Consider the following 22,364-nt stretch of genomic DNA (forward strand, 5'->3'; position numbering starts at 1 on the left):
CACCATGACACTCGTCAAGACCCTGGCCGGCTGTGCCGGCGCCTTCGCCCTCGTCACCGGCACCGCCATGGCCGACGACCTGCGCTGGCGGATGCCGACCGCCTTCTCGACCAACCTGCCGGGGCTGGGCTCGCCGGCGGCCTGGGTGGCCGACAACCTGACCACCGCCTCCGACGGCTCCATCGAGGTCCGCGTCTACGAGCCCGGCGAGCTGATCCCGGCCTTCGACATCCTGCAGTCCGTGTCCGACGGCAAGGTCCAGGCCGGCTACACCTGGATCGGCTACGACCAGGGCAAGGTGCCGGCGGTGCCGCTGTTCGCCGCCGTGCCCTTCGGCCTCAAGCCCTGGGCCTTCACCGGCTGGTACTACTACGGCGGCGGCCACGAGATGCTCCAGGAAGTCTACGCCAACAAGGGCTTCGACGTGCATGCCCAGCTGTGCGGCATCATCGGGCCGGAGACCGCCGGCTGGTACGCCCAGGAGATCGATAGCCTCGACGACTACGAGGGCCTGAAGATCCGCTTCGCCGGCCTGGGCGGCAAGGTGCTCGAGCGTCTCGGCGCCTCGGTGACCATGATGCCGGGCGGCGAGCTCTTCCAGGCCCTGGAGAAGGGCACCATCGATGCCACCGAGTTCTCCATGCCGGCCATCGACCAGATCCTCGGCTTCGACCAGGTGGTGAACTACAACCTCTTCCCGGGTTGGCACCAGCCGTTCACCGCCCAGTACATGCTGATCAACCAGGAGGAGTGGGACGGCGCCAGCGAGGCCCAGAAGGCGCTGGTCGAGGCCTCGTGCACCGCCGCCGTGACCCGCGGCCTGGCCGAGGGCGAGTACAAGAACGGCGAGGTCCTGGCCGGCTTCCAGGAAGAGGGCGTCAATGCCCAGCAGATTCCCCGCGAGGTCCTGGAGGAGCTCAAGGCCGTCACCGACGAGGTGCTGGCGGAAGAGGCGGCCAATGACGAGGACTTCCGCCGCGTCTACGAGAGCCAGCAGGCCTTCCAGGAGTCCTACTCCGTGTGGGACAGCCGGGCCTACCTGCCCGCCGACCTGACCGCGCCGGAAGGCGGCGAGGAGTGATCGCTCGCCCCGGCCTCCGCGGCCGGGGCATCGGCGAGGCGGCGGTCCCCGCGGCCGCCGCTCCGGAATCCATCCCGAGGCCCGTGCATGCGGGCCTCGCTTGGCTTGAGAGAAGATCCCATGACGGAGCCTGATCGTCACGCTTCCGACCCGCACGGCCTGCGTCCGTCCGAGGTGGAGGAGCTCGTCCACCATCACACCGCGCTGCCCCAGACCCGCGCCAGCCAGTGCCTCGATGCGGCCCTGGCGCTGATCGGCAAGGCCGCCTCCTGGCTATGGCTGGTCGTGGTGGCGGTGATCATCTGGGCGGTGGTGGGGCGCTATGCCTTCGGCCAGGGGTCGGTCACCCTGGAGGAGTGGCAATGGCACCTGGCCGGCGCCGCCTGGATGCTGGGCCTGGCCTATACCCTGACCACCGACGACCACGTGCGCGTCGATGTCCTCCACGAGCGGCTGAGCCTCAGGGCCCAGGGCTGGATCGAGCTGCTGGGCATCCTGCTGCTGCTGCTGCCCTTCCTGAGCATCGCGCTCTACGAGATGGTGCCCTACGCCATGAGCTCCTTCGCCCAGGGCGAGACCAGCCCGGCGCCGGCCGGCCTCTCGAACCGCTGGATCCTCAAGGCCGTGGTGGCGCTGTCCTTCGCCCTGCTGATCCTGGCGGCCCTGTCGCGGCTGCTGCGCGTCACCGCCCTGCTGTTCGGCTTCCCCAAGCCCTTCGCCTCCGATAATGCCAAGGGAGACGCCTGCTGATGTCACTCGAAGCCATTTACGTCATCGGCATGTTCGCCACCTTCGGGGTGCTGCTGATGACCGGTTTTCCGGTCGCCTGGGTGCTGGGCGGCACGGCCTTCGTCTGGACCGTGATCGGCGTGGTCGCCGTCGAGAGCTTCGGCGCCGACCTCTGGTTCGACTACAACTCCTCCATGGCGCTGATGCCCGAGCGGGTCTGGGGGCTGGTCGAGAGCGAGACCCTGGTGGCCCTGCCCATGTTCATCTTCATGGGCATCATGCTCGACCAGTCCGGCATCGCCGAGCGGCTGATGAACAACATGGTCAAGCTGTTCGGCGCGATCCGCGGCGGCTATGCGGTGACGGTGATCGTCATCGGGGTGTTGCTGGCCGCCACCACCGGCATCATCGGCGCCTCGGTGGTGCTGCTCGGCATGCTGTCGCTGCCGGTGATGATGGAGAACAAGTACGACAAGGGCTTCGCCGTGGGCACCGCCTGCGCCACCGGCACCCTGGGCATCCTGATCCCGCCCTCCATCATGCTGGTGCTGATGGCCGACCGCCTGGCGGTGCCCGAGGCCTCGGTGGGCGACCTCTTCATGGGCGCCTTCTTCCCGGGGCTGCTGCTCGGCGCCATGTACGTGATCTATGCCATCGGCCGGCCGCTGCTGCAGCCGCACACCGCGCCGGTGCCGGATAACCTGCCCGAGATCGGCCCGCGGGTGATCTGGGACGTCATCGTCGCCGTGATCCCCACCGCGGCGCTGATCCTGGGCGTGCTGGGCTCGATCTTCGCCGGCGTGGCCACCCCCACCGAGGCTTCCGGCGTCGGCGCCCTGGGCGCGCTGCTGCTGGCGCTGCTGTCCGGGCGGCTCAACCTGCCGGTGATGCGCGAGTCGCTCTACCAGACCACCCGCACCTCAGCGTTCATCTTCGCCATCTTCCTGGGGGCCACCGCCTTCTCGGTGGTGCTGCGCGGCCTGGGCGGCGACGAGGTGATCGAGGACGCCCTGCTGGGCCTGCCCTTCGGCCCCACCGGCATCATCATCACCATCCTGTTCGCGGTCTTCCTGCTGGGCTTCTTCCTCGACTGGGTGGAGATCACCCTGATCATCCTGCCGCTGGTGGCGCCGGTGGTGCAGAGCCTGGGCTTCGATCTGGTGTGGTTCACCATCCTCTTCGCCATGTGCCTGCAGACGTCCTTCCTGACGCCGCCGGTGGGCTTCGCGCTCTTCTACATCAAGGGCGTGGCGCCGCCGGAGATCACCGCCACCGACATCTACCGCGGGGTGGTGCCCTTCATCATCATCCAGCTGGTGGCCCTGGCACTGGTCTTCACCCTGCCGGCCATCGCCACCTGGTTGCCCAGCGTGGCCTATGGTTGAGATGCTTGGGCGACCTTCCCGACGCGAGGATGCCAGCGTGCCCACCGACCCATCCGAAGCCGCCCCCGGGGCGGCTTCGGCCGTTTCCGACCCCCGGGCCCTGCAATGCCTGATCGCCGCCGCCGAGGCCCTGGGCCGGCGGCACTGGCGCGGGCTGGTGTGGATCGCCGCCCCCGCCGAGACGGCGGTGGCTCGCGCCCTGGCCCTGTGGCGAGCCCGCGACTGGCCGGCGCCGCTGTGGCTGGGGCCGGCCCTGCCGGCGCTGGAGGCCGCCGGCATCGCGCCGCTGCCCGCCGGCAAGGCGCGTACCCGGCTGGGCGGCGAACAGGGGCTGGTGGTGGTCGACGCGGCCTCGTCCAAGGCCGGCTTCGACCCGGACGCCTTCGGCGCGATCGCCGGCACCCTGCGCGCCGGCGGGCTGCTGGTGCTGCTGACGCCGCCGGACTGGGGCGCACGCCCCGATGCCGACTATGCTCGACTGGCCGAGCACCCCTGGCGGCCGGAGCAGCTCTCCTCCCGCTACCTGGCGCGGCTGGCGCGGCAGCTGGCGGCGTCGCCGGAGACCATCCGCTGGCCCGCCGCGGGGCCGCCGCGGATCCCCGCCTGGCCCGAGGCGGCGGCGCCGACCCCGGCGCCCGACGATCCGGACTGCCTGACCGGCGACCAGGCCGAGGCCGTGGCCCGGCTGGTACGCCTGCGCCGCCGCCGGCCCCTGGTGCTGACCGCCGATCGGGGGCGCGGCAAGACCGCTGCCCTGGGCATCGCCTGTGCCCGGCTGCTGGCCCGGGGCGAGGCGGAGATCCTGGTCACCGCGCCGCGGCCCGCGGCGGTGGCCGGGCTGTTCGCCCGCCTGGCCGAGCTCTGCCCCGAGGGGCGTCGCCAGGGGCAGGCGTTCCACTGGGGGGCGGGGCGGGTGACCTTCCTGGCGCCGGACGCCCTGACCGAGCGGGTCGAGCGCGGCGAGGCCGGCGGCGCCGGCAGCTGGCTGCTGGTGGACGAGGCCGCGGCGATTCCCGCCGGGCTGCTCGGCGGCTGGCTCGAGGCCTTCCCGCGGGTCGCCTTCGCCACCACGGTCCACGGCTACGAGGGCGCCGGCCGGGGCTTCGCGCTGCGCTTTCGCGAGCGGCTGGAGCGCCTGACGCCGGGCTGGCGGGAGTGCCACCTGGCCGCGCCCATTCGCTGGGCCGCGGGCGACCCGCTGGAGGCCCTGACCACCCGCCTGCTGATGCTGGATGCCGAGCCCGCGGCGACCGCCGGGGCGCCGCGGGAGCGATGGCTCGACCGCGAGGCCCTGGCCCGGGACGAGCCCCGGCTGCGCGCGCTGTTCGGGCTGCTGGTCCAGGCCCACTATCGCACCACCCCGGCCGACCTGCGCAGGCTGCTGGACGGTCCGAGCACCCGGGTGGCGGTGCTGGAGGACGCCGCGGGGCCGGCGGCGGTGGCGGTTACCGGCGACGAGGGCGGCTTCGAGGCCGGGCTGGCGGAGCGGGTGGCCCGGGGCGAGCGGCGTCCCCGGGGGCACCTGCTGGCCCAGTCGCTGGCCGCCCATGCCGGCTGTCGCGAGGCCCTGAGCGGCCGGCTGCGTCGGGTGCTGCGCATCGCCGTGCATCCCGAGCGGCGCCGCCAGGGCCTCGGCCGGCGCCTGCTGGCCGCCGAGCTGGCCGCGGCCCGGGCGGCGGGGCAGGACTTGCTGGGCGCGAGCTTCGGCGCCGAGCCCGGGCTGCTGGCCTTCTGGCAGGCTCAGGGCTTCCGCGCCGTGCGCCTGGGGCTGACCCGCGAGGCCGCCACCGGGGAGCATGCCGTGATGGTGGTCGCGCCCGCCGGCGAGGGCGGCGCGGTCCTCGCCGATGGCCTGGCGGCGCGCTTCCAGGCCCTGCTGCCGGCCCTGCTGGCCTTCGAGCTCGCCGCGCTCGATCCCGGCGTGGTCCTGGCGCTGCTGGCCGAGGGCCAGGCCCCTGCGCTGTCCGCGGCGGCGCGCCAGGACCTGGCGGACGTGGCCCACGGCCATCGCGAGCCGGCCCTGGCGCGCCCCGCCCTCCAGGCGCTGATCCGCCGGGCCGCGGTGGCCGGGGCTCGCGACCCCGAGCTGGCGTTGCTGGCCGCCTGGGCCTTCCAGGGGCGCGACGGCGCCTGGCTGGCGGCGCGCCTGGGGCTCGACGGGGCGCGCCGGGTCGATGCCTGGCGGCGCGAGCAGGTGGCCCGCTGGGAGCAGGCCGTGGCGCTTTCCCCGGGCGCGGCGGGCCGGTAGAGTGCCCGGGTCAACCACGATACAGAAGCGCCATGAACGCACATCTCGAGCGACTCTCGCCGCCGCCGCTGTGGCGGCATTTCCGCACCCTGTGCAACACCCCGCGCCCCTCCGGTCATGAGGCCGCCCTGGTGGCTCGCCTCGAGGACTGGGCGGAGGCTCGGGGGCTGGCCCATGACCGTGACGCCGCCGGCAACCTGCGCCTGCGCAAGCCGGCCACGCCCGGCCACGAGGCCGCCCCGGGCGTCGTGCTGCAGGGCCACCTGGACATGGTGGCTCAGGCCAACGCCGACCACCCCCACGACTTCACCCGCGATCCCATCGACACCTATGTCGAGGACGGCTGGCTGCACGCCCGCCACACCACCCTGGGCGCCGACAACGGCCTGGGCGTGGCCGCGGCGCTGGCCATCCTCGAGGACGAGGCCCTGACCCACGGGCCCCTGGAGGCGCTGTTCACCCTCGAGGAGGAGTCCTCCATGGGCGGGGCGCTGAACCTGGCCGAGGACTGGCTCGAGGGGCGGGTGCTGCTCAACCTCGACTCGGAGGATCGCGGCCAGGTCTACATCGGCTGTGCCGGCGGCGCCGACGTGGTGGTCGACGCCCAGCTGCCCGTCGCCGGGCTCGGGGACGACGAGACGCCGGTGCGCCTGGCCCTGACCGGCCTGGCCGGCGGCCACTCCGGCATCGACATCGACAAGGGGCGGGGCAACGCCAACCGCCTGATGGTGCGGGCGCTGCGGGCCCTGGAGGCCTACGATGCCCGCCTGATCGACTACCGGGGGGGCACCCTGCGCAACGCCCTGCCGCGGGAGGCCTTCGCCACCCTGGCGCTGCCCGCCGAGGAGGTCGCGGCAGCCCGCCGGCGGCTGGCGGCCCTCGAGCAGGAACTGCGCGCGGAGCTGGCCGGGGTCGACGACGGCCTGGCGCTGAGCCTGGATGTCGCCCCGCCGGCCTCGGCTGAGGGGCTGACCCGCGACGCCAGCCGGTTGCTGGTCGCCGCCCTGCACGCCGCGCCCTGCGGCGTCGAACGCATGAGCGTGGCGGTGCCGGGGGTGGTGGAGACCTCCAACAACCTGGGCGTGGTCAGCCTGGAGGCGGGGCGCTTCCACCTCTGCGCCCTGGTGCGCTCGCTGCGCGACAGCGCCGTCGCCGACCTGGCCGACCGCTTCCGGGCGCTGTTCGACCTGATCGGCGCCCGCACCCGGGTCGAGAACGCCTACCCGGGCTGGGCCCCGGCGCCCGACAGCCCGCTGCTGGCGCGCTTCCGCGCCCTGCACCGGGACCGGCTGGGCGTCGATCCGGAGGTCAAGGTGATCCATGCCGGCCTCGAGTGCGGCATCCTCGGCGCCAAGTACCCCGAGATGGCGATGATCTCCTTCGGCCCCTTGATCCGCGGCGCCCACTCGCCGGACGAGCGGGTCGAGATCGCCTCGGTGGAGGAGTTCTGGAGCCTGCTGCGGGCGCTGGTCGAGGACCTGGCGGCCGCGCCGGCCTGAGGGGGCGAGCATGAACGAGGCCTGGAGCACGCTGTCGTCCTCGCTGCCGGTGCTGGGGCTGCTGGCGCTGGCCGTCGGCGCCTGGGCCCTGGTCGGCCGGCGGCGCCTGGCCCGTCGCCTGGCCGAGGTCGAGGCCGCGCGGGGGCGCCTCGAGCAGGAGCTGGCTCAGAGCGATACCCAGCTCGACGCCTGCCGCGAGCAGCTGGCGTCCCTGGAGGCGGCCCACGCCGCGACCCAGGATCGCCTGGCCGAGCAGCGGGAGCGGGCGGCGCGTCTGGAGGCCGAGCGCGAGCAGGCGGCGCTGCGTCACCGGGAGCAGCTGGCGTTGCTCGAGGAGGCCCGGGAGCGCCTCAAGGACGAGTTCCACCAGCTCGCCGGGCGGGTCCTCGAGGAGCGCCAGCAGGCCTACCACGCCCAGAGCCGCGAGCGCCTGGAGGCCCTGCTCAGGCCGTTCCGCGAGCAGGTCGAGCAGTTCCGGGAGCGGGTCGAGGCGCTGCATGGCGAGGAGCAGCGCGAGCGCGGCGCCCTCAAGGCGCAGCTCGACCAGCTCGCCGGGCTCAACGCCCGGCTCGGCGACGAGGCCGCCTCCCTGGCTCGGGCGCTCAAGGGCGACCAGAAGGCCCAGGGCCAGTGGGGCGAGCTGATCCTGGAGACCGTCCTGGAGCGCAGCGGCCTGCGTCGCGACATCGAGTACCGCCGCGAGGTCACGATCGACGGCGAGGCGGGGCGGCGCCGGCCGGACGCGGTGATCTACCTGCCCGAGTCGCGTCACCTGATCGTCGACGCCAAGGTCTCGCTCTCCGCCTGGACCCGGGTGGTCAACGCCGACGACGAGGCCGAGCGCGAGGCCGCCATGCGCGAGCACCTGCAGTCGCTGCGCCAGCACGTGCAGGGCCTGGCGGCCAAGGACTATCCCGGCCTGCCGGGCCTGCACTCGCCGGACTTCGTGTTCCTCTTCGTGCCCGTGGAGCCGGCCTTCGCCGCCGCCTTCGAGCGCGATCCCGGCCTCTTCCAGGAAGCCTTCGAGCGCCAGGTGGTGATGGTCACGCCCACCACCCTGCTGGCCAGCCTGCGCACGGTGACCAGCCTGTGGAGCCTGGAGCGCCAGAACGAGAACGCCCGCCAGATCGGCGAGCGGGCCGAGCGGCTGCTGGCCAAGTTCGGCGGCTTCGTCGACAGCCTGCAGGAGGTGGGACGCCACCTGGAGCGGGCCGGCGAGAGCCACCGCCGGGCGCTGAACCGGCTCTCCGAGGGGCAGGGCAGCCTGGTGGCCCAGGCCCGGGAGCTGGAGCGGCTGGGGGTACGCATGAAGAAGCCGCTGCCCGACGCGCTGGTGCGCGCCTCCCGGGAGGCGGCGCCCGACGACCCGCCATGAAAAACGCCGCCCTCGGGGCGGCGTTCTCGGTTCCGGAGCGCGCGGCGCCTCAGCCCAGGTAGGCGCTCAGCATCCAGACCGTCTTTTCCTGCTCGCGGATGTAGTCGCCGACCTGGGCCGCGGTGCCCTCGTCGTCGGCGTCGGAGGCCAGGGAAAGGATCTCGCGCTGCAGCTCGATCAGCTGCTGGTAGCCCTGCAGCACGCCCCGCACGCAGGCCTGGCCGTCGTGCACGTCCTTGTCTTCCTCGATGCTGGCGATGCGGAAGTAGTCGCTGTAGGCATGCACCGGCTCGTGACCCAGGGTCAGGATGCGCTCGGCGACCTCGTCGACCTTGGCCAGCAGGTCGGTGTAGAACTCCTCGAACTTGGCGTGAAGCTGGAAGAAGTCCTGACCCTTCACGTTCCAGTGGTAGCCGCGCACGTTCATGTAGAAGATCTGGTAGTTGGCCAGCAGCACGTTGAGCCGCTCGGCGAGCTGGCTGGCGCTGGACTCGTGCAGGCCGATGCTGTTGATGTCACTCATGCGGATGCCTCCTTGATCGCGTGTGGATGCCATTCTAGGCGCGGGCATGGCGGGGGGTAAGCGAATTCCATGCATGGCCATCATAGCCTCATTCGATGACGTGCGGACGTCATCGGCCTCCTTCAAGGGGGCTAGACTGACGGAAAGCGCACGGGAGGACCGAGCATGCGTCGAGCGCCCCTTGCCTGGGCGGTGCTGCTGCTGGCGGGCCTGGCCGGCTGCCAGGCCACGCCGTCGCGGCTGCCCGAGGCCGAGCCCCCGCCGGCGGCGGCCTGTCGCTGGGCGTCGCCGGCCGGGCCGGCCCCGGTGGTGGCGGCCCTGGAGGCCGAGGGCTTCGTGATCCGCCATACCGAGGCATCGCTGGGGCTGGTCAGCGCCGAGCGGGCGCGGCCTGCCGTCTTCCACGGTGCCCCGGAGCCGGACATCTTCCTGCTGGGGCGCCACGGCCATGTCGGGGGCGGCGTGCTGGTCGGCGGGGGGCTCGGCGTGCTCGACGACGAGGCCACCGGGATCGAGCGGGTGTCGGTGGTGGCGGGGGGCGCGACGGTCCGCGTCAGCCGCGACCTGCGGCTGTTCGACTGGCGCGGCGAGCTGCGCCGCGCCCGCACCGCCAGCGATGCCGGCTTCTGCCGCGAGCTGCGCGAGGCCATCCGGCGCCGCGCGGAGGAGGACGCATGAGACGACGGCTGCTGGCCGCCGGCCTGGCGCTGTGGCTCGCGGGGTGCGCCACAGCGCCGCCGCCGGCCGTGCCCGCCACCCGCACCCTGGAGGCGGCGCCGGCGGCGGTGCTGGAGGAAGCGATGGCCCTGCTGATGGCGCGGGGCTACGTGATCCGCCACGCCGATGTCGAGCTGGGGCGGCTGGAGGCGGTGATCGCCCGCTGGCCGGGCTACCGGCTGCGCCTGCGGGTGGCGCCGGCCGAGGCGGGATCGCGCCTGGCGATCACCGCCCATCGCGGCGACCGGCCGTTGCCGCCGGCGCTGGCCGAGCCGCTGATCGCCGCCCTCGGCCGCCGGCTATCGGCGAGGCCCTGAGGCCTCAGCCCAGGCGCAGGGCGTCGATGCCCTCGAGCATCGCCAGCAGGCGGTCGCGCATCGCCGCCAGGCCGTCCAGGTCATAGGGCTCGGCCCGGCCCTGCCCCCAGACCGGCCCCGGCCAGGCGGCGTCCCCCTCGCGGCGCAGGACCACGTGGACGTGCAGCTGGGGCACCAGGTTGCCGAGGCTGGCGATGTTGAGCTTGTCGCCGCCCAGGGCCTCCTTCAGGGCGCGACCGACCAGGCCGGCCTCCTGCCACAGGCGATGCTGCTCGTCGTCGTCCAGGTCGAAGACCTCCACCGCCCCTGGCCGTCGCGGGATCAGCACCAGCCAGGGATAGCGGGCGTCGTCCATCAGCCTCAGCTGGCACAGCGGCAGCTCGGTGACCGGATAGCTGTCCTCGACGAGGCGGTCATCCGGCGTGAAATCCGTCATGGGGCGTCTCCTGCTGGCGTTCCGGGGGGAGGATGGGGCTATGATGGCACAGCGGCGTCGCCGGGACATGCCCGGCGACGCTTCACCGTGCCATGGAAGGGACGCCATCATGTCGCTGCTCGATGCCCTGGCCCTGTTCGTCATCGGCGGGCTGGCCGGCTTCATCAACGTGCTGTCGGCGGGGGGCTCGATGCTCACCCTGCCGCTGCTGATCTTCCTGGGGCTGCCGCCCCAGGCCGCCAACGGCACCAACCGGGTGTCCATCGTCCTGCAGAGCGTCTCGGCGGTGACCAGCTTCCTGCGGGCCGGCGCCCGCCACCTCGGCCTGTGCCTGCGCCTGGCGGTGCCGGCGATGGTCGGCTCCCTGCTGGGGACCCGACTGGCCCTGGGGATCAGCGATGCCCTGTTCGAGTCGGTGCTGGCCGGCGTCATGGCGCTGTCGGCGCTGCTGATGCTGCTGCCCCAGCCGCGCCTCGACACCCGGCCGCTGACCCCGGACCGGCTCACTCCCGCGGTCTACCTGGCGATGTTCGCCATCGGCGTCTATGGCGGCTTCATCCAGGTCGGGGTGGGGATCCTGTTCATCGTGCTGCTCTATCGCGGGCTGCGCATCGACCTGGCCCAGGTCAACGTCTTCAAGGTGCTGATCGTGCTGGTCTACACCCTGCCGGCGCTGGCCATGTTCGCGGTCGAGGGGCAGGTGCGCTGGGGGCACGGGCTGGCGCTGGCCGCGGGCAGCATGACCGGGGCCTGGCTGGCGGTGAGGGTCAACATGGGCCCGCGGGGGGCCCTCTGGGTGAAGTGGCTGACGGTGGGGGTGATCCTGGCCATCCTGCTGCGCCTGGTGCTGAGCTGAACGACGGCTGTCCGGCCGCCGCCGGCCTGCTAGATTGAATGAGCACCCGCTTGTTCCACCACCGGATCGGGAGGTCCCATGAAGCGCACCCTGCTGCTGTCGATCGCCGCCCTCTTCACGCTGTCCCTGCTCGCCGGCTGCAACACGGTGCGCGGCGTGGGCCAGGACATCGAGGAGGGCGGCGAAGCCATCCAGGAGTCCTCCTACTGAGCGCGGCCCTCCGCGACGGCCGTGATGAGGCCCGTCGCGGAGGGCCTGCGCCATCTCTCTGCGGGCCCCGGGCCACGGCTGGATGACGCCGTCGAGCCGTGGGCGCGCCCCCCGGGCGCACGCCGGCTGTTGCCCGGAAGGGCGTCAGCCGGCGTCGTGCTCGACCTGGGCGCGGCGCTCCTCCTCCTCGGCCTGCTTGCGCAGCTTCTTGCGCAGGGCCGCCTTCTCGAAGCGCAGCTTCTGGGTCCGCGTCTCCAGGCCGAGGGGCGGCACCCGGGCCGGCTTTCCGGCCTCGTCCACCGCCACCATGGTCAGGTAGCAGCTGTTGGTGTGGCGGATCAGCTTGTTCTGGATGTCCTCGGCGACCACCTTGATGCCGATCTCCATCGAGGAGCGGCCGACGTGGTTGACGCTGGCCAGGAAAGTCACCAGCTCGCCGACGTGGATGGGCTGCTTGAACAGCACCTGATCCACCGACAGGGTCACCACATAGTGGCCCGAATAGCGGCTGGCGCAGGCATAGGCCACTTCGTCGAGTTTCTTGAGGATGGCCCCGCCGTGCACCTTGCCGCTGAAGTTGGCCATGTCGGGGGTCATCAGCACCGTCATGCTCAGCTCGTGCTGGCCGGGGAGGGCGTGTTCGTCCATCGGGGAGAGATCCTTTGCGCTGTTGTCCCCCCAGCATAACGCCTTGCCCCCGGGATGGGGACAAGGCGTGATCGAGCGGTAGGCAGGCGCCGATCGGTGTCGCGGGCGAGAAAGGCGGGTCGCCTAGCGCAGCGGGGAATCGGTGCCTGCCTAGAGCCAGGTCAGGCCGGCGGCGATGATCAGCCCCGTCAGCAGCAGCTGGACCAGGCAGAAGCCCATGATGTCCTTGGCCTTGAGCCCGGCGATGCCGAGCACCGGCAGGGCCCAGAACGGCTGCAGCAGGTTGGTCCAGGCGTCGCCCCAGGCCACGGCCATGGCCACCCGGGGGATGTCCACGCCCAGCGCCTCGGCCGCGGGGAGCATCACCGGCGCCTGCACCGCCCACTGGCCGCCCCCGGAGGGCACGAAGAGGTTGACGACCCCGGCGCTGAGGAAGCTCCAGAACGGCAGGGTGGTCTCGGTGGCCATGGCGATCAGCGCCTGGGACAGCGACTCGGCGAGGCCCGACTGGACCATGATCGCCATGATGCCGGCATAGAAGGGGAACTGGATGACGATGCCCGCGCCGCCCTTGATGGCCTCGTGGAGGCTCTCCAGCAGGCTGCGCGGGGTCCGGTGCAGCACGATGGCCAGGAACAGGAACAGGAAGTTGACCACATTGAGGTTGAGCCCGCCGCCCTGCAGCAGGAAGTGGTCGGCGAGGAACAGCAGGCCCGGGATGCCCACCAGCCAGGCCAGGGTCATGCTGTTCTCCAGGCGCTCCGCGGGGCGGGTGATGCGCGCATGCCGCGCCTCGTCGTCCTCGAGCAGGCTCGGGTCGATGAACACGCTGTCGCGGTCGTCCGGCAGCATCAGGCGGTTGAACAGCGGCACGGCGACGAACAGCGCCAGCACGATCGCCAGGTTGAACAGCGAGAAGATGGTCTCGCCGGTGCCGATCACGCCGATGCGCTCGGCGCTGAAGTGGCCCTCGGTGGCGATGGTCAGCGGCACCGAGCCGGCCAGCCCGCCGTGCCAGACGATGAAGCCGGAGTAGGCGCTGGCCACCAGCAGCCGGTAGTCGACCCGGACCTGCCGGGCCAGCTCCTTGGCGAACAGCGCCCCGACCACCAGGCCGAAGCCCCAGTTGATCCAGCTGGCCGCCAGCGACACCAGGGTCACCAGCACGATGGCCGCCCCGGGGGTGCGGGCCAGGCCGGCCAGGCGCTGCAGCAGCCGCTTGACCGGCGGCGAACTGGCCAGCATGAAGCCGGTGACCAGCACCAGCAGCATCTGCATGGAGAAGGTCAGCAGGTTCCAGAAGCCGTCCCCCCAGAAGCGCAGCACCGCCAGCGGCGTCTGGCGCTCCACGGCGATGGCCGCGGCGGCGGCGATCACCGTCAGCAGCAGCACGAAGATGTAGGGATCCGGAAGATAGCGTTCGACCAGCTTCACCGCCGGCCGGGAGAGTACCTTGAGCATGATGACGTCCTTTTCATGGCGTGGCGGCGCGCCGCGCGGGAGGGCGGCACGCCGGTTGCCGGACAACGCTGGCTCAAGCGCGAAATGTTGTCAAAAGAGACGAATGTCTAATTTTTTTCCTCGCTCGCCCAGCGTTCGCGCCGGTAGCGCAGGTAGTAGGCGGCCAGGGTGGCGGAGCGCATCGCGGTGAAGGCGGTGAAGGCCAGCCACAGGCCATGGTTGCCGAGCCCCTGGGTCAGCCACCAGACCGGCAGGTAGAGGGCCAGCCCCGCGAAGATGCTGTTGCGCATCTCGCGGATCGCCGTGGCGCCGATGAAGACGCCGTCCAGCAGGTAGCTCCATACCGCGATCAGCGGCATGGCGACCATCCAGGGCAGGTAGCGGGCGGCGGTGTCGCGTACCGCCGGCAGGTCGGTGAGGGCGGCGATCAACCACTCCCCGCCCAGGGCGAAGGCCAGGGCGGCGGCCCCGGCGGTGGCCAGCGAGAAGCGCGCCGCGGCGCGCACCGCCGCGGCGAACTCGTCGAAGCGTCCGCGGCCCACCGAGCGCCCGGTGAGGGCTTCCGTGGCGTGGGCGAAGCCGTCGAGGCCATAGGAGGTCAGCATGATGAACTGCAGCAGCACGGCGTTGGCCGCCAGCACGGTGTCGCCCTGGGCCGCCCCGCGCGAGGTGAAGAAGGCCATGGCGAACAGCAGCCCCAGGGTGCGCACGAAGAGGTGGGCGTTGACCCGGAACAGCTCGGCGTAGGCGCCCGGTCGCCACAGTCGGTCGCGCCGCGCGCGTCCGCCCAGCTGCCGCAGGCGGCGCGCCACCAGCCACAGGCCGAAGGCCAGGGCGCTGTAGTCGGCGATCGCCGTGGCCCAGGCCACCCCGTCGCTGGTCATGCCCAGCCCCACCACGAACACCAGGTCCAGGACGATGTTGACGCCGTTGGTCAGCACCAGCAGCGCCAGGGTGACCCGGGAGTTCTGCTGGCCCAGGAACCAGCCGAGGATGGCGTAGTTGGCCAGCACCGCCGGCGCCGAGAGCAGCCGGATCCGGGCATACTCGGTGGCCAGGGCGGTGGCCTCGGCGCTGCCGTCCAGCAGCCGCAGGCCGAGCGCGACCAGCGGCTCGCCGGCCAGGATCAGCGCGCCGCCGATGAGTGCGGCCAGCAGCAGCGACTGGCCGAGCAGGGTGCGGATCCCGTCGTCGTCCTCCCGGCCCACCGCCTGCGAGGTCAGGCCGGTGGTCCCCATGCGCAGGAAGCCGAAGCCCCAGTACAGGAAGCCGAACAGGGTGGCGCCCAGGGTCACGGCGGCCAGGTAGCGGGAGTCCGACAGGTGGCCGACCACGGCGGTATCCACCAGGCCGAGCAGCGGCACGGTGACGTTGGAGAGGATGATCGGCCAGGCCAGCGCCCAGATGCGTCGGGGGGCCTGGGCGGGCGTGGCGGGGGCGGACGAGGTCACGGCGGCTCCGTTCCGGAAGACGAGGCCGGCAGGATGGCCGCCCGCGGAGGCGCGCGCAAGTCTCCGCGGCGCCGATTCCCGGCTACCCTTGGGGAAGGGTCGGCATCCGCCGGTGTCGGCAGGCTTGGCGAGGAGAACCGAGATGACACGAGCGACGGGATGGGGCATCGGGGCCGCCCTGGCACTGGCCCTGGCGGTGGCCGGGCAGCCGGCCTGGGCGGCGGACGGGCGCGACGCGGAAGCGCGGCCCAGCGGCGGCGCCATGGTGGCGGATGCGCTGGTGGCGCGGCCGCTGCTGGCCGCGGCGACCCTGGGCGGCACCGCGGTCTTCCTGGTCTCGCTGCCCTTCAGCGCCCTGGGCGGCAATGTCGAGGGCGCGGCGGAGACCCTGATCCGGACCCCGGCCGAGGCGACCTTCCGGCGCTGCCTGGGGTGCGCCATCAGCAAGCGCGCCGACGAGCTCTAGGGGCCCGGCCCGGGCACGCAAACGCCGACGCCCCGCACGAGGGCGGGGCGTCGGCGGGCGCATCGGGGCCTCGTCAGGCCGCGGTGATGCGGTGGTATTTCTCCATCAGCTGGTCCCGGTTCTCCGGACGTTCCGGGTCCAGCGGGATGCAGTCCACCGGGCAGACCTGCTGGCACTGGGGCTCGTCGTAGTGCCCCACGCACTCGGTGCACAGCTCGGGATCGATGACGTAGATCTCCTCCCCCGGCGAGATGGCGCCGTTGGGGCATTCGGGTTCGCAGACGTCGCAGTTGATGCACTCGTCGGTGATCATCAGGGCCATGGGGTACCTCACGGAATCGTGGCCGGCGCGGTCGGTCTCGGGGCGTCATGCCCGAGTGTCATGGTCGGGTATTGTAATGGTTCTCGAGCGCCCGGGCGACCTCGGGATGCACATGCTTCGAGACGTCGCCACCCAGCCGCGCGATCTCGCGGACCAGGGTCGAGGAGATGTAGGAGTTCTCGACCTCCGGGGTCAGGAAGACGGTTTCCAGCTCGGGCATCTGGGCGCGGTTCATGTTGGCCAGCTGCAGCTCGTACTCGAAGTCCGACACCGCCCGCAGGCCGCGCAGCAGCACGCGAGCCTGCTGCTGCTTCATGAATTCGGTCATCAGCCCCGAGAAGCCGACCACCTCGACGTTGTCCAGCCCCGCCACCACGGTGCGGGCCAGGGCGAGGCGGGCGTCCAGCGCCAGCGCCGGGCCCTTGCCCGGGCTGGTAGCGATGGCGACGACCACCTTGTCGAACAGCCGGGCGGCCCGTTCGATCAGGTCGTAGTGGCCGTTGGTGATGGGGTCGAAGGTGCCGGGATAGACGGCGATGGTCATGCGTCCTCCGCGTCGTCCAGTCGGCCGAAGGGGTTGTCCACGGCCAGCGAGACCGGGCGGGCGTAGCCGGGGATGCGGATGGCGTCCTCGGCGACCTCCAGCTCCGGCCCCTCCAGCACGCCCTCGCCGAAGCGATAGCGGGCCTGGAAGCGGCCGTGGTCGGCCTCGTGATGGTAGGCGGCGGCGGCCTCCCGGGTGGCCTCGCGGCGTCGCCGCCAGGCGGCCAGCGCGTCCTCGCCGTGGCGGGCGGCCATCAGGCGCTCGGTGACCGCCGGCGACAGCACCACCCCGGTGGCGTTGTTGCCGCCGAAACCCTTGGCGTTGACGAAGGCGGCGTCCGCGGCGAAGCGCTGCGGCTCGCGGAACAGGCGCAGGCGCTCGGTGTGGACGTCGTCGGCCACGGCGTCGAGGGTCGGGATGCCCGGCAGCAGGCCGTGGGCGAAGCTGCCCAGGGCGCTGGCCAGCTGGTCGCCGGCGGCGCTGCCCTGGGAGTGGCCGACGAAGGCCTTGATCGCCACCACCGGCCAGTCCTCGATGCCGTGAGCCCGGGCGACCAGGTCGAAGACGTGGGACTCGGTGACCCGGTTCTTCGGGGTGCTGGTGCCGTGGGCGTGGAGGAAGGTGCGCTCGCGCAGGGCCCGCTCGCCGAGCAGGTCGCGGACCAGCGAGGCCGCCTTGCCCAGGGTGATGTAGTTGCCGATGCCCGGCGCCGAGATCGAGCGCTTCCAGCCGTCGGCGTTGACGAAGACGTCGGGCACGCTGCCGCGCACCTCGGCGCCGACCTCCAGGGCCAGGGCGTCGTCCATCAGCATCAGGAACTGGCTGGACTCGCCCATGGTGAAGCCGCAGTTGCGGGCGAAGGGGCGGCAGGCCCGCTGGTAGTCCAGGTCGGTGAGCAGCTCCAGGGCGTCCAGGGCCTTGAGGCTGTCGTCGTCGGCCAGGGCGCCCATGGCGCGGAAGCCCTCGATGATCTCGGGGGTGATGGGCGCATCGGCGGTGCCGACCATCACCACCCGGCGGCGGCCGGCGCGGATGTCGTCGACGCCCAGCCGCAGGTTGTATAGGAAGCTGGCGCAGGCGCCCAGGGCCGCACCGGTGCCGCCCACGCTGCCCAGCACATAGGCGTTGAGGAAGTCGGCCGGCATCTGGCCGTAGCCCAGCGGCATCTGCTTGGAGGTCGCCCGCTTGCCGGAGACGAAGCTCTTGAGCAGCCCGCCCCAGCCCTCGTCGTCGAGCTGGCCGATGGAGTTGCCGGCATACACGGCGACCTGGTCCGGATCGAGGCGATCGCGCAGCGCGTCCCAGCTCAGGCCGCTGTCGCCCAGGCAGTCGCTGGCGGCGAAGACCGTCATCGACAGGCCGCGGGGGTGGTGGACGCTGCGATACAGGCGGCTGGGGTCGAAGCCGGAGGGCAGCTGGCCGGCGGCCCGCACCTGGGCGGGGCGCGTCTCGGGCAGCATCACGTCCATCTCGCCGGCGGGCACCGTGACCTCCAGGGTGCGGCGGTCGATCTCGCGGACCTGCCAGGTGGCCGGCAGGTCCGCGGGCAGCTGGCGGCGCCGCACGCGGAAGGTCATCGGAGCCTCGAGGGCCAGGTGGGCGCGGCGGTTGGCGGGCAGTCCCTCGGCGTTGAACCGGGGGTCCTCGATGCGCCGGATGAGCGTGTGATCGAGCACCCGCTGGCGGGTCTGCTCGACGAGGGCGGCGGCATCGAGGGGCTGGCCGTCGGCGTCGTGCCAGGCATCGTCCGCCTGGGCGCTGGCCAGGCGCATCATGGCCGCCAGGCCGAGCAGCGTCTGGGCCTGGTCGTCGTCGGGCAGGGCGTCGAGCACGGTGCGGCGAAACGCCTGGTGGCCCGAGGTTCGGCCGGCGGGATTCACGCCGCCCATGCCCACGATCACCGGTAAATGAGACAAGCCGGAGTCCTCGCTGTGGGGTTGATGTCTGGGCTGAAGTCGCCTGTATACAGGCCATGGATCATAGCACCCGGCCCGCCACGCCGTCATGCCGGGGCATGCGGCGGCGGGCCCCCTTCGCGGGGCGCGCGTACGCGGCGGCCCGGCCGACTGCTAGAATGGCGGCCCTCCTCCCGCACCCGGTATTCGTCATGGCAGAGCGCTCGCGCATCATCACCTCCAATCAGCCCGGCCCCCATCACGACCTGGCGCGCCGGGTAGCCCGCGCCCTGGCCCACCCGCTGCGCAAGCCGGTGGCCGAGCACACCCGGGCGGCCTTCGAGGAGGCCCGCGCCTGGCGGGCCGAGCGTGCCGGCGCGCCGCTGATCCTGGATGCCGGCTGCGGAGTGGGGCGCTCGACCCGGCGCCTGGCCGAGGCCCACCCCGAGGCCGCGGTGATCGGCGTCGATCGCAGCGCCGACCGGCTGTCCCGGGATCATGGCGCCCTGCCCGGCAACGCCCGGCTGGTGCGTGCCGACCTGGTGGACTTCTGGCGCCTGGCGCTGGACGACGGCTGGCGACCGCTCCGCCACTACCTGCTGTATCCCAACCCCTATCCCAAGTCGACCCACCTCAAGCTGCGCTGGCAGGGCCACCCGGTGTTGCCCGCCATCCTGGGGCTGGGCGGGCGCCTGGAGCTGCGCTCCAACTGGCGGCTCTACGTCGAGGAGTTCGCGCTGGCCGTCGAGCAGGCGACCGGGGCGGCGGCCGCCGTGGAGGCTCATGACCCGGCGGGCGACTTCCTCACCCACTTCGAGCGCAAGTACCACCTCAGCGGCCAGCCGCTGTGGCGGCTGGTCGTGGAACTGCCGCACCGGCCGGCGCTGATGCCCCGGGCCTGAGCCTCAGTGCCGCCGCTCGCGGAAGCGCTCGCCCAGGGTCCGACGCAGCCAGCGGGCGATGGGCCCGCGGGCGGCGTCGCGGCGGAAGACCGTTTCCACCTCGATGACCGGCAGGGTGCCCAGGGCCTCGCCGGGGAAGGCCGCCAGGTGGTCGCGGAAGGGCGGGTACTGGGCGATGTGCTGGGGCACCAGCGCCCAGCCCAGGCCGCGGGTGACCAGCTCGGCCATGGAATAGAAGCTGTTGAGCCGCCAGAACTGGGCGCTCAGCGGGGCCGCCGCATCGTCGCCCTGGGAGCGCGAGGCGATCAGCAGCTGGCGGTGGGCGGCCAGATCGCCGGGGGCGGGGGAGCGCAGCGCCGCCAGGGGATGGTGGCGGCCGACCACCAGCGCCTGGCGCAGGTGGGCGATCGGCACGCCTTCCAGCAGGGGGCCGCGGCCCAGCCGCCCCAGCACGATCCCGAGGTCGGCGGTGCGCTCCTCCACCCAGCTGGCGATGTCGCCCTGGGCGCCGTAGAGCAGGGTCAGCTGCAGGGCGGGATAGTGCCGGGCCAGGGCCTCCAGGGTGGCGTCCACCTGGGGCATCTCCACCAGCGCCTCGTCGATGGCCAGCACCAGCCGCGCCTCCTCGCCCTGGGCGATCGCCTGAGCCCGGGCATCCAGGCGCTGGCACTGGTGGATCACCGTGCGCGCCTCGTGGAGCAGGGCCTCGCCGGCCTCGGTGAGGCGCGGCAGGCGGGCCTCGCGGGTGAAGAGCGTGCAGCCCAGATCGGCCTCCAGGTGGGCGATGGCGGTGCTAACCGCCGACTGGGCGCGCCCCAGATGGCGGGCGGCGGCGGAGAAGGAGCCGTGCTCGGCGCAGGCGACGAGCACCTCCAGCTGATCGAGGGTCCAGCGCATGGGTGACCTATCTGAAATATAGATGGATTCGAACTCGCATCCATCGACATCATGGCGAGAATAGGGCGCCGGGTCGAGGTCGCATGACCTCGTGACATGCGCGGTGCGAGGAGGTCGAGATGCGCTCCTGGAAGGAACGCGTGACGCACATGGTGCTCTTCGAGGCCATCGGGCTGGCGCTGGTCACGCCGCTGGCGAGCGGGCTGACCGGCCACGGCGTCGGCGAGATCGGGGCACTGGCGGTGGGGCTGGCCAGCGTGGCGATGCTCTGGAACCTGGTCTGGAACCGGCTGTTCGACGCCTGGGTGCCGACCCGGCGGCGCCGCCTGGGGCAGCGTCTCGCCCAGGCCGTCGGCTTCGAGCTGGGGCTGCTGGTGATGACCCTGCCGGCGGTGGCCTGGTGGCTGGGCATCGGCCTGGTCGAGGCCTTCTGGCTGGATCTCGGGCTCATGGCCTTCTTCCTGCTGCATGCCCTGATCTTCAATACACTGTTCGATATCGTGATGCGCCATTACCTGGCGCGGGGAGGTGCCTGATGGCCTACCTGTACATGGCCCTGGCGATCGTCGCCGAAGTCGTCGCCACCAGCTCGCTCAAGGCGTCCCAGGAGTTCACCCGCTTCTGGCCGAGCGTGGCGGTGGTGGTGGGCTACGCCCTGGCCTTCTATGCCTTGACCTTCGCCCTGCGGACCCTGCCGGTGGGGATCGCCTACGCCTTCTGGGCGGGGCTGGGCATCGTCCTGGTGACCCTGATCGGGGTGCTGGTCTACGGCGAGCGCCTCGACCCGCCCGCCGTGCTCGGCCTGGCGATGATCGTCGGCGGCGTGGTGATCATCCAGGCCTTCTCGAGCGTCTCCGCGCACTGACGCGGACGCTCGAATCCCGCCCGCGGCGAGGGTAGACTGCGGGCCTTTTCCCCTCGCCGCCACGGAAGATGCCATGCTGCCCCGTCGCCTCGTCGCCTGTCTGTTGATGCTACTGCCCCTGGCCGTCGAGGCGCAGGGCTTCCCGCGCCTCGAGGCGCTGGCCGACGACGGCTTCCGGATCGGCGCCGAGGCCCGCCTGCTGGGCAACGGCGAGCCCGGCGCGACCCTCGGCAGCCTCGCGCCGCGGGAGGCCCTGTCGCCGGCCTCGGTGTCGAAGGTCTACCTGGCGGCCGCGGCTCTGGATCGCTTCGGCCCCCAGCATCGCTTCACCACCCGCCTGCTCGGCACCGCCGAGCCGGATGCGGCGGGGGTGCTGGACGGCGACCTGATCCTCGAGGGCGGCGGCGACCCGGCGCTGACCACCGAGGACCTGTGGCGGCTGGTGCAGCGCCTCCACCAGGCCGGGGTGCGCGAGGTGAGCGGGCGGCTGGTGGTGAGCCAGTGGCGCTTCGGCCCGGTGACCTGCATTACCACCGATCGCTGCGAGGGGCAACGGCGGGTCGACAACGCCTACAGCGCGCTGCTGTCCTCGGCGGCGGTCAATTACGGCAACTGGTGCGTCACCGTGGCCCCGGCGCGCACCCCCGGCGAGCCGGCGGTGGTGACCGGCTGCGACAGCCAGTCCCGCCTGCCGGCCATCGACAACCGGGTCACCACCCGGCCCGACGATAGCGGCACCCAGCTCACCGCCGAGCGGCTGACCCGGGACGGCGAGGACATCATGCGCGTGGCGGGCCGGATCTCCACCAATGCCCACCCCCGCCAGGTCTATCGCACCAGCTCCGATCCCGCCGAGCAGGCCGCCCGCCTGCTGCAGGAGATGCTCGGCCAGGCCGGCATCGAGGTGGCGGGGGAGCGGGTCACCACCACCCTGGCGCCGCCGGCCGGCGCCCATCGGCTCGCGGCGGTGGACGGCGAGCCCCTCCAGGAGCTGTTGCTGCGCACCCTCAACTACTCCAACAACTTCATGGCCGACACCCTGGCCCTGAACCTGGCCGAGACGCCGCGGCCGACCCTGGTGCAGGCCGGGGACGCCATCGAGGCCTTCGCCGAGGGCCTGCCGGGCCACGGCGAGCTACGCCTGGACAGCGGCAGCGGCCTGACCCCGGAGAACCGCACCACGGCGGCGGGCACCAACGCGCTGCTCGAGCACATGTTCCGCCGGCCCGCGCTGTTTCCCAGCTTCGTGGCCGCGCTGCAGTCGCCGGGCAACGGCGTGATGCGCTTCATCCGCCGCGGCTCCGAGGCCTTCCAGCACCATGTAATGCTTAAGACCGGCACCCTCAACCAGCCGGTGACGGTGCGCGCCGTGGCCGGCTACTTCCGCACCCGTTCGGGGCGCTGGGGGGTGTTCACGGTGCTGGTCAACGGCACGGCCTCCACCCCCTACCTGAGCTGGTCGCGGGTGCTGGACCGGCTCTCGGTGGACCTCGACGCCATGATCGAGGCACATTGAGCGCTTCGCTCGCCAAGGAGA

The 22,364-nt window shown here is 72.5% G+C and carries 24 protein-coding genes; 15 read left to right on the top strand and 9 right to left on the bottom strand.

From position 1 onward, the window contains the following. Positions 1-4: 4 nt before the first annotated feature. The 6 genes from QC818_RS16150 to QC818_RS16175 all read left to right on the top strand — a co-directional run bounded on the left by QC818_RS16150 (position 5) and on the right by QC818_RS16175 (position 8,317). A complete protein-coding gene (locus QC818_RS16150; protein ID WP_309653889.1) occupies positions 5-1,081 on the top strand; it encodes a TRAP transporter substrate-binding protein in 1,077 nt (358 codons plus the stop codon). Between the two features lie 120 nt (positions 1,082-1,201). After that, a complete protein-coding gene (locus QC818_RS16155; RefSeq protein WP_309653890.1) occupies positions 1,202-1,831 on the top strand; it encodes a TRAP transporter small permease subunit in 630 nt (209 codons plus the stop codon). After that, positions 1,831-3,195 carry a TRAP transporter large permease gene (locus tag QC818_RS16160; RefSeq protein WP_309653891.1) on the top strand — a complete coding sequence of 455 codons (1,365 nt, stop codon included), beginning with the start codon at positions 1,831-1,833 and terminating at the stop codon, positions 3,193-3,195. Before QC818_RS16155 ends, QC818_RS16160 begins: the two co-directional genes overlap by 1 nt. Before the next feature lie 37 nt (positions 3,196-3,232). Next, positions 3,233-5,443 carry a tRNA(Met) cytidine acetyltransferase TmcA gene (locus QC818_RS16165; RefSeq protein WP_309653892.1) on the top strand — a complete coding sequence of 737 codons (2,211 nt, stop codon included), beginning with the start codon at positions 3,233-3,235 and terminating at the stop codon, positions 5,441-5,443. Between the two features lie 32 nt (positions 5,444-5,475). Then, on the top strand, positions 5,476-6,942 hold the full coding sequence (locus tag QC818_RS16170) for an aminoacyl-histidine dipeptidase (RefSeq protein ID WP_309653893.1): 1,467 nt from the start codon (positions 5,476-5,478) through the stop codon (positions 6,940-6,942). A 10-nt stretch (positions 6,943-6,952) separates the two neighbouring features. Next, a complete protein-coding gene (locus QC818_RS16175) occupies positions 6,953-8,317 on the top strand; it encodes a DNA recombination protein RmuC (RefSeq protein WP_309653894.1) in 1,365 nt (454 codons plus the stop codon). 49 nt (positions 8,318-8,366) lie between these two features. On the opposite strand, the gene QC818_RS16180 is transcribed toward QC818_RS16175, so the two are convergent. Beyond that, a complete protein-coding gene (locus QC818_RS16180; RefSeq protein ID WP_309653895.1) occupies positions 8,367-8,840 on the bottom strand; it encodes a Dps family protein in 474 nt (157 codons plus the stop codon). Positions 8,841-9,005: 165 nt separating this feature from the next. Between QC818_RS16180 and QC818_RS16185 the strand changes: the two genes are divergently transcribed. Further along, positions 9,006-9,518 (top strand): hypothetical protein, encoded by a 513-nt coding sequence (locus QC818_RS16185; protein ID WP_309653896.1) that lies wholly within the window; start codon positions 9,006-9,008, stop codon positions 9,516-9,518. Beyond that, positions 9,515-9,874, top strand: a complete 360-nt coding sequence (locus tag QC818_RS16190) for a hypothetical protein (protein WP_309653897.1) — start codon at positions 9,515-9,517, stop codon at positions 9,872-9,874. Before QC818_RS16185 ends, QC818_RS16190 begins: the two co-directional genes overlap by 4 nt. 4 nt (positions 9,875-9,878) lie before the next feature. On the opposite strand, the gene QC818_RS16195 is transcribed toward QC818_RS16190, so the two are convergent. Continuing rightward, positions 9,879-10,310: an HIT family protein gene (locus tag QC818_RS16195; protein WP_309653898.1), complete on the bottom strand. Its 432-nt coding sequence runs from the start codon at positions 10,308-10,310 to the stop codon at positions 9,879-9,881. Positions 10,311-10,419: 109 nt separating this feature from the next. On the opposite strand from QC818_RS16195, the gene QC818_RS16200 reads away from it, so the two are divergent. Beyond that, a complete protein-coding gene (locus QC818_RS16200) occupies positions 10,420-11,166 on the top strand; it encodes a sulfite exporter TauE/SafE family protein (RefSeq protein WP_309653899.1) in 747 nt (248 codons plus the stop codon). 78 nt (positions 11,167-11,244) lie between these two features. Further along, complete coding sequence (locus QC818_RS16205) at positions 11,245-11,376, top strand: entericidin A/B family lipoprotein (RefSeq protein WP_309653900.1); 132 nt, start codon at positions 11,245-11,247, stop codon at positions 11,374-11,376. 144 nt (positions 11,377-11,520) lie between these two features. On the opposite strand, the gene QC818_RS16210 is transcribed toward QC818_RS16205, so the two are convergent. From QC818_RS16210 to QC818_RS16220, 3 genes are all read right to left on the bottom strand, one after another. Next, a complete protein-coding gene (locus tag QC818_RS16210) occupies positions 11,521-12,024 on the bottom strand; it encodes an acyl-CoA thioesterase (RefSeq protein ID WP_309653901.1) in 504 nt (167 codons plus the stop codon). A gap of 150 nt (positions 12,025-12,174) precedes the next feature. Further along, a complete protein-coding gene (locus QC818_RS16215) occupies positions 12,175-13,485 on the bottom strand; it encodes a short-chain fatty acid transporter (RefSeq protein ID WP_309653902.1) in 1,311 nt (436 codons plus the stop codon). Between the two features lie 107 nt (positions 13,486-13,592). Continuing rightward, positions 13,593-14,936: an MATE family efflux transporter gene (locus QC818_RS16220; protein ID WP_309653903.1), complete on the bottom strand. Its 1,344-nt coding sequence runs from the start codon at positions 14,934-14,936 to the stop codon at positions 13,593-13,595. Positions 14,937-15,078: 142 nt separating this feature from the next. Between QC818_RS16220 and QC818_RS16225 the strand changes: the two genes are divergently transcribed. Then, a complete protein-coding gene (locus QC818_RS16225; RefSeq protein ID WP_309653904.1) occupies positions 15,079-15,402 on the top strand; it encodes a hypothetical protein in 324 nt (107 codons plus the stop codon). 73 nt (positions 15,403-15,475) lie between these two features. On the opposite strand, the gene QC818_RS16230 is transcribed toward QC818_RS16225, so the two are convergent. Genes QC818_RS16230 through QC818_RS16240 form a run of 3 tightly spaced genes read right to left on the bottom strand, consistent with a single transcriptional unit; the run spans position 15,476 to position 18,157 of the window. After that, positions 15,476-15,724: a YfhL family 4Fe-4S dicluster ferredoxin gene (locus QC818_RS16230; protein ID WP_309653905.1), complete on the bottom strand. Its 249-nt coding sequence runs from the start codon at positions 15,722-15,724 to the stop codon at positions 15,476-15,478. 58 nt (positions 15,725-15,782) lie between these two features. Beyond that, a complete protein-coding gene (gene coaD / locus QC818_RS16235) occupies positions 15,783-16,268 on the bottom strand; it encodes a pantetheine-phosphate adenylyltransferase (RefSeq protein WP_309653906.1) in 486 nt (161 codons plus the stop codon). Next, positions 16,265-18,157, bottom strand: a complete 1,893-nt coding sequence (locus QC818_RS16240) for a beta-ketoacyl synthase (protein WP_309653924.1) — start codon at positions 18,155-18,157, stop codon at positions 16,265-16,267. Before QC818_RS16240 ends, coaD begins: the two co-directional genes overlap by 4 nt. 218 nt (positions 18,158-18,375) lie before the next feature. Between QC818_RS16240 and trmB the strand changes: the two genes are divergently transcribed. Continuing rightward, entirely contained in the window at positions 18,376-19,065 is a 690-nt protein-coding gene (trmB, locus tag QC818_RS16245) for a tRNA (guanine(46)-N(7))-methyltransferase TrmB (protein WP_309653907.1), read from the top strand. Between the two features lie 3 nt (positions 19,066-19,068). Here the strand turns inward: trmB and QC818_RS16250 are convergent, their stop codons facing one another. After that, positions 19,069-19,962, bottom strand: coding sequence for a LysR family transcriptional regulator (locus QC818_RS16250; RefSeq protein ID WP_309653908.1), 894 nt, complete (start codon positions 19,960-19,962; stop codon positions 19,069-19,071). 119 nt (positions 19,963-20,081) lie between these two features. Between QC818_RS16250 and QC818_RS16255 the strand changes: the two genes are divergently transcribed. The 3 genes from QC818_RS16255 (at position 20,082) to dacB (ending at position 22,343) form a co-directional block, all read left to right on the top strand. Continuing rightward, a complete protein-coding gene (locus tag QC818_RS16255; RefSeq protein ID WP_309653909.1) occupies positions 20,082-20,498 on the top strand; it encodes a PACE efflux transporter in 417 nt (138 codons plus the stop codon). Further along, complete coding sequence (locus QC818_RS16260) at positions 20,495-20,827, top strand: DMT family transporter (protein ID WP_374710099.1); 333 nt, start codon at positions 20,495-20,497, stop codon at positions 20,825-20,827. Before QC818_RS16255 ends, QC818_RS16260 begins: the two co-directional genes overlap by 4 nt. 73 nt (positions 20,828-20,900) lie before the next feature. Then, a complete protein-coding gene (gene dacB, locus QC818_RS16265; RefSeq protein WP_309653911.1) occupies positions 20,901-22,343 on the top strand; it encodes a D-alanyl-D-alanine carboxypeptidase/D-alanyl-D-alanine endopeptidase in 1,443 nt (480 codons plus the stop codon). Positions 22,344-22,364 lie beyond the last annotated feature (21 nt).

Source organism: Halomonas koreensis (assembly GCF_031451675.1).
Classification (GTDB): domain Bacteria; phylum Pseudomonadota; class Gammaproteobacteria; order Pseudomonadales; family Halomonadaceae; genus Halomonas; species Halomonas koreensis.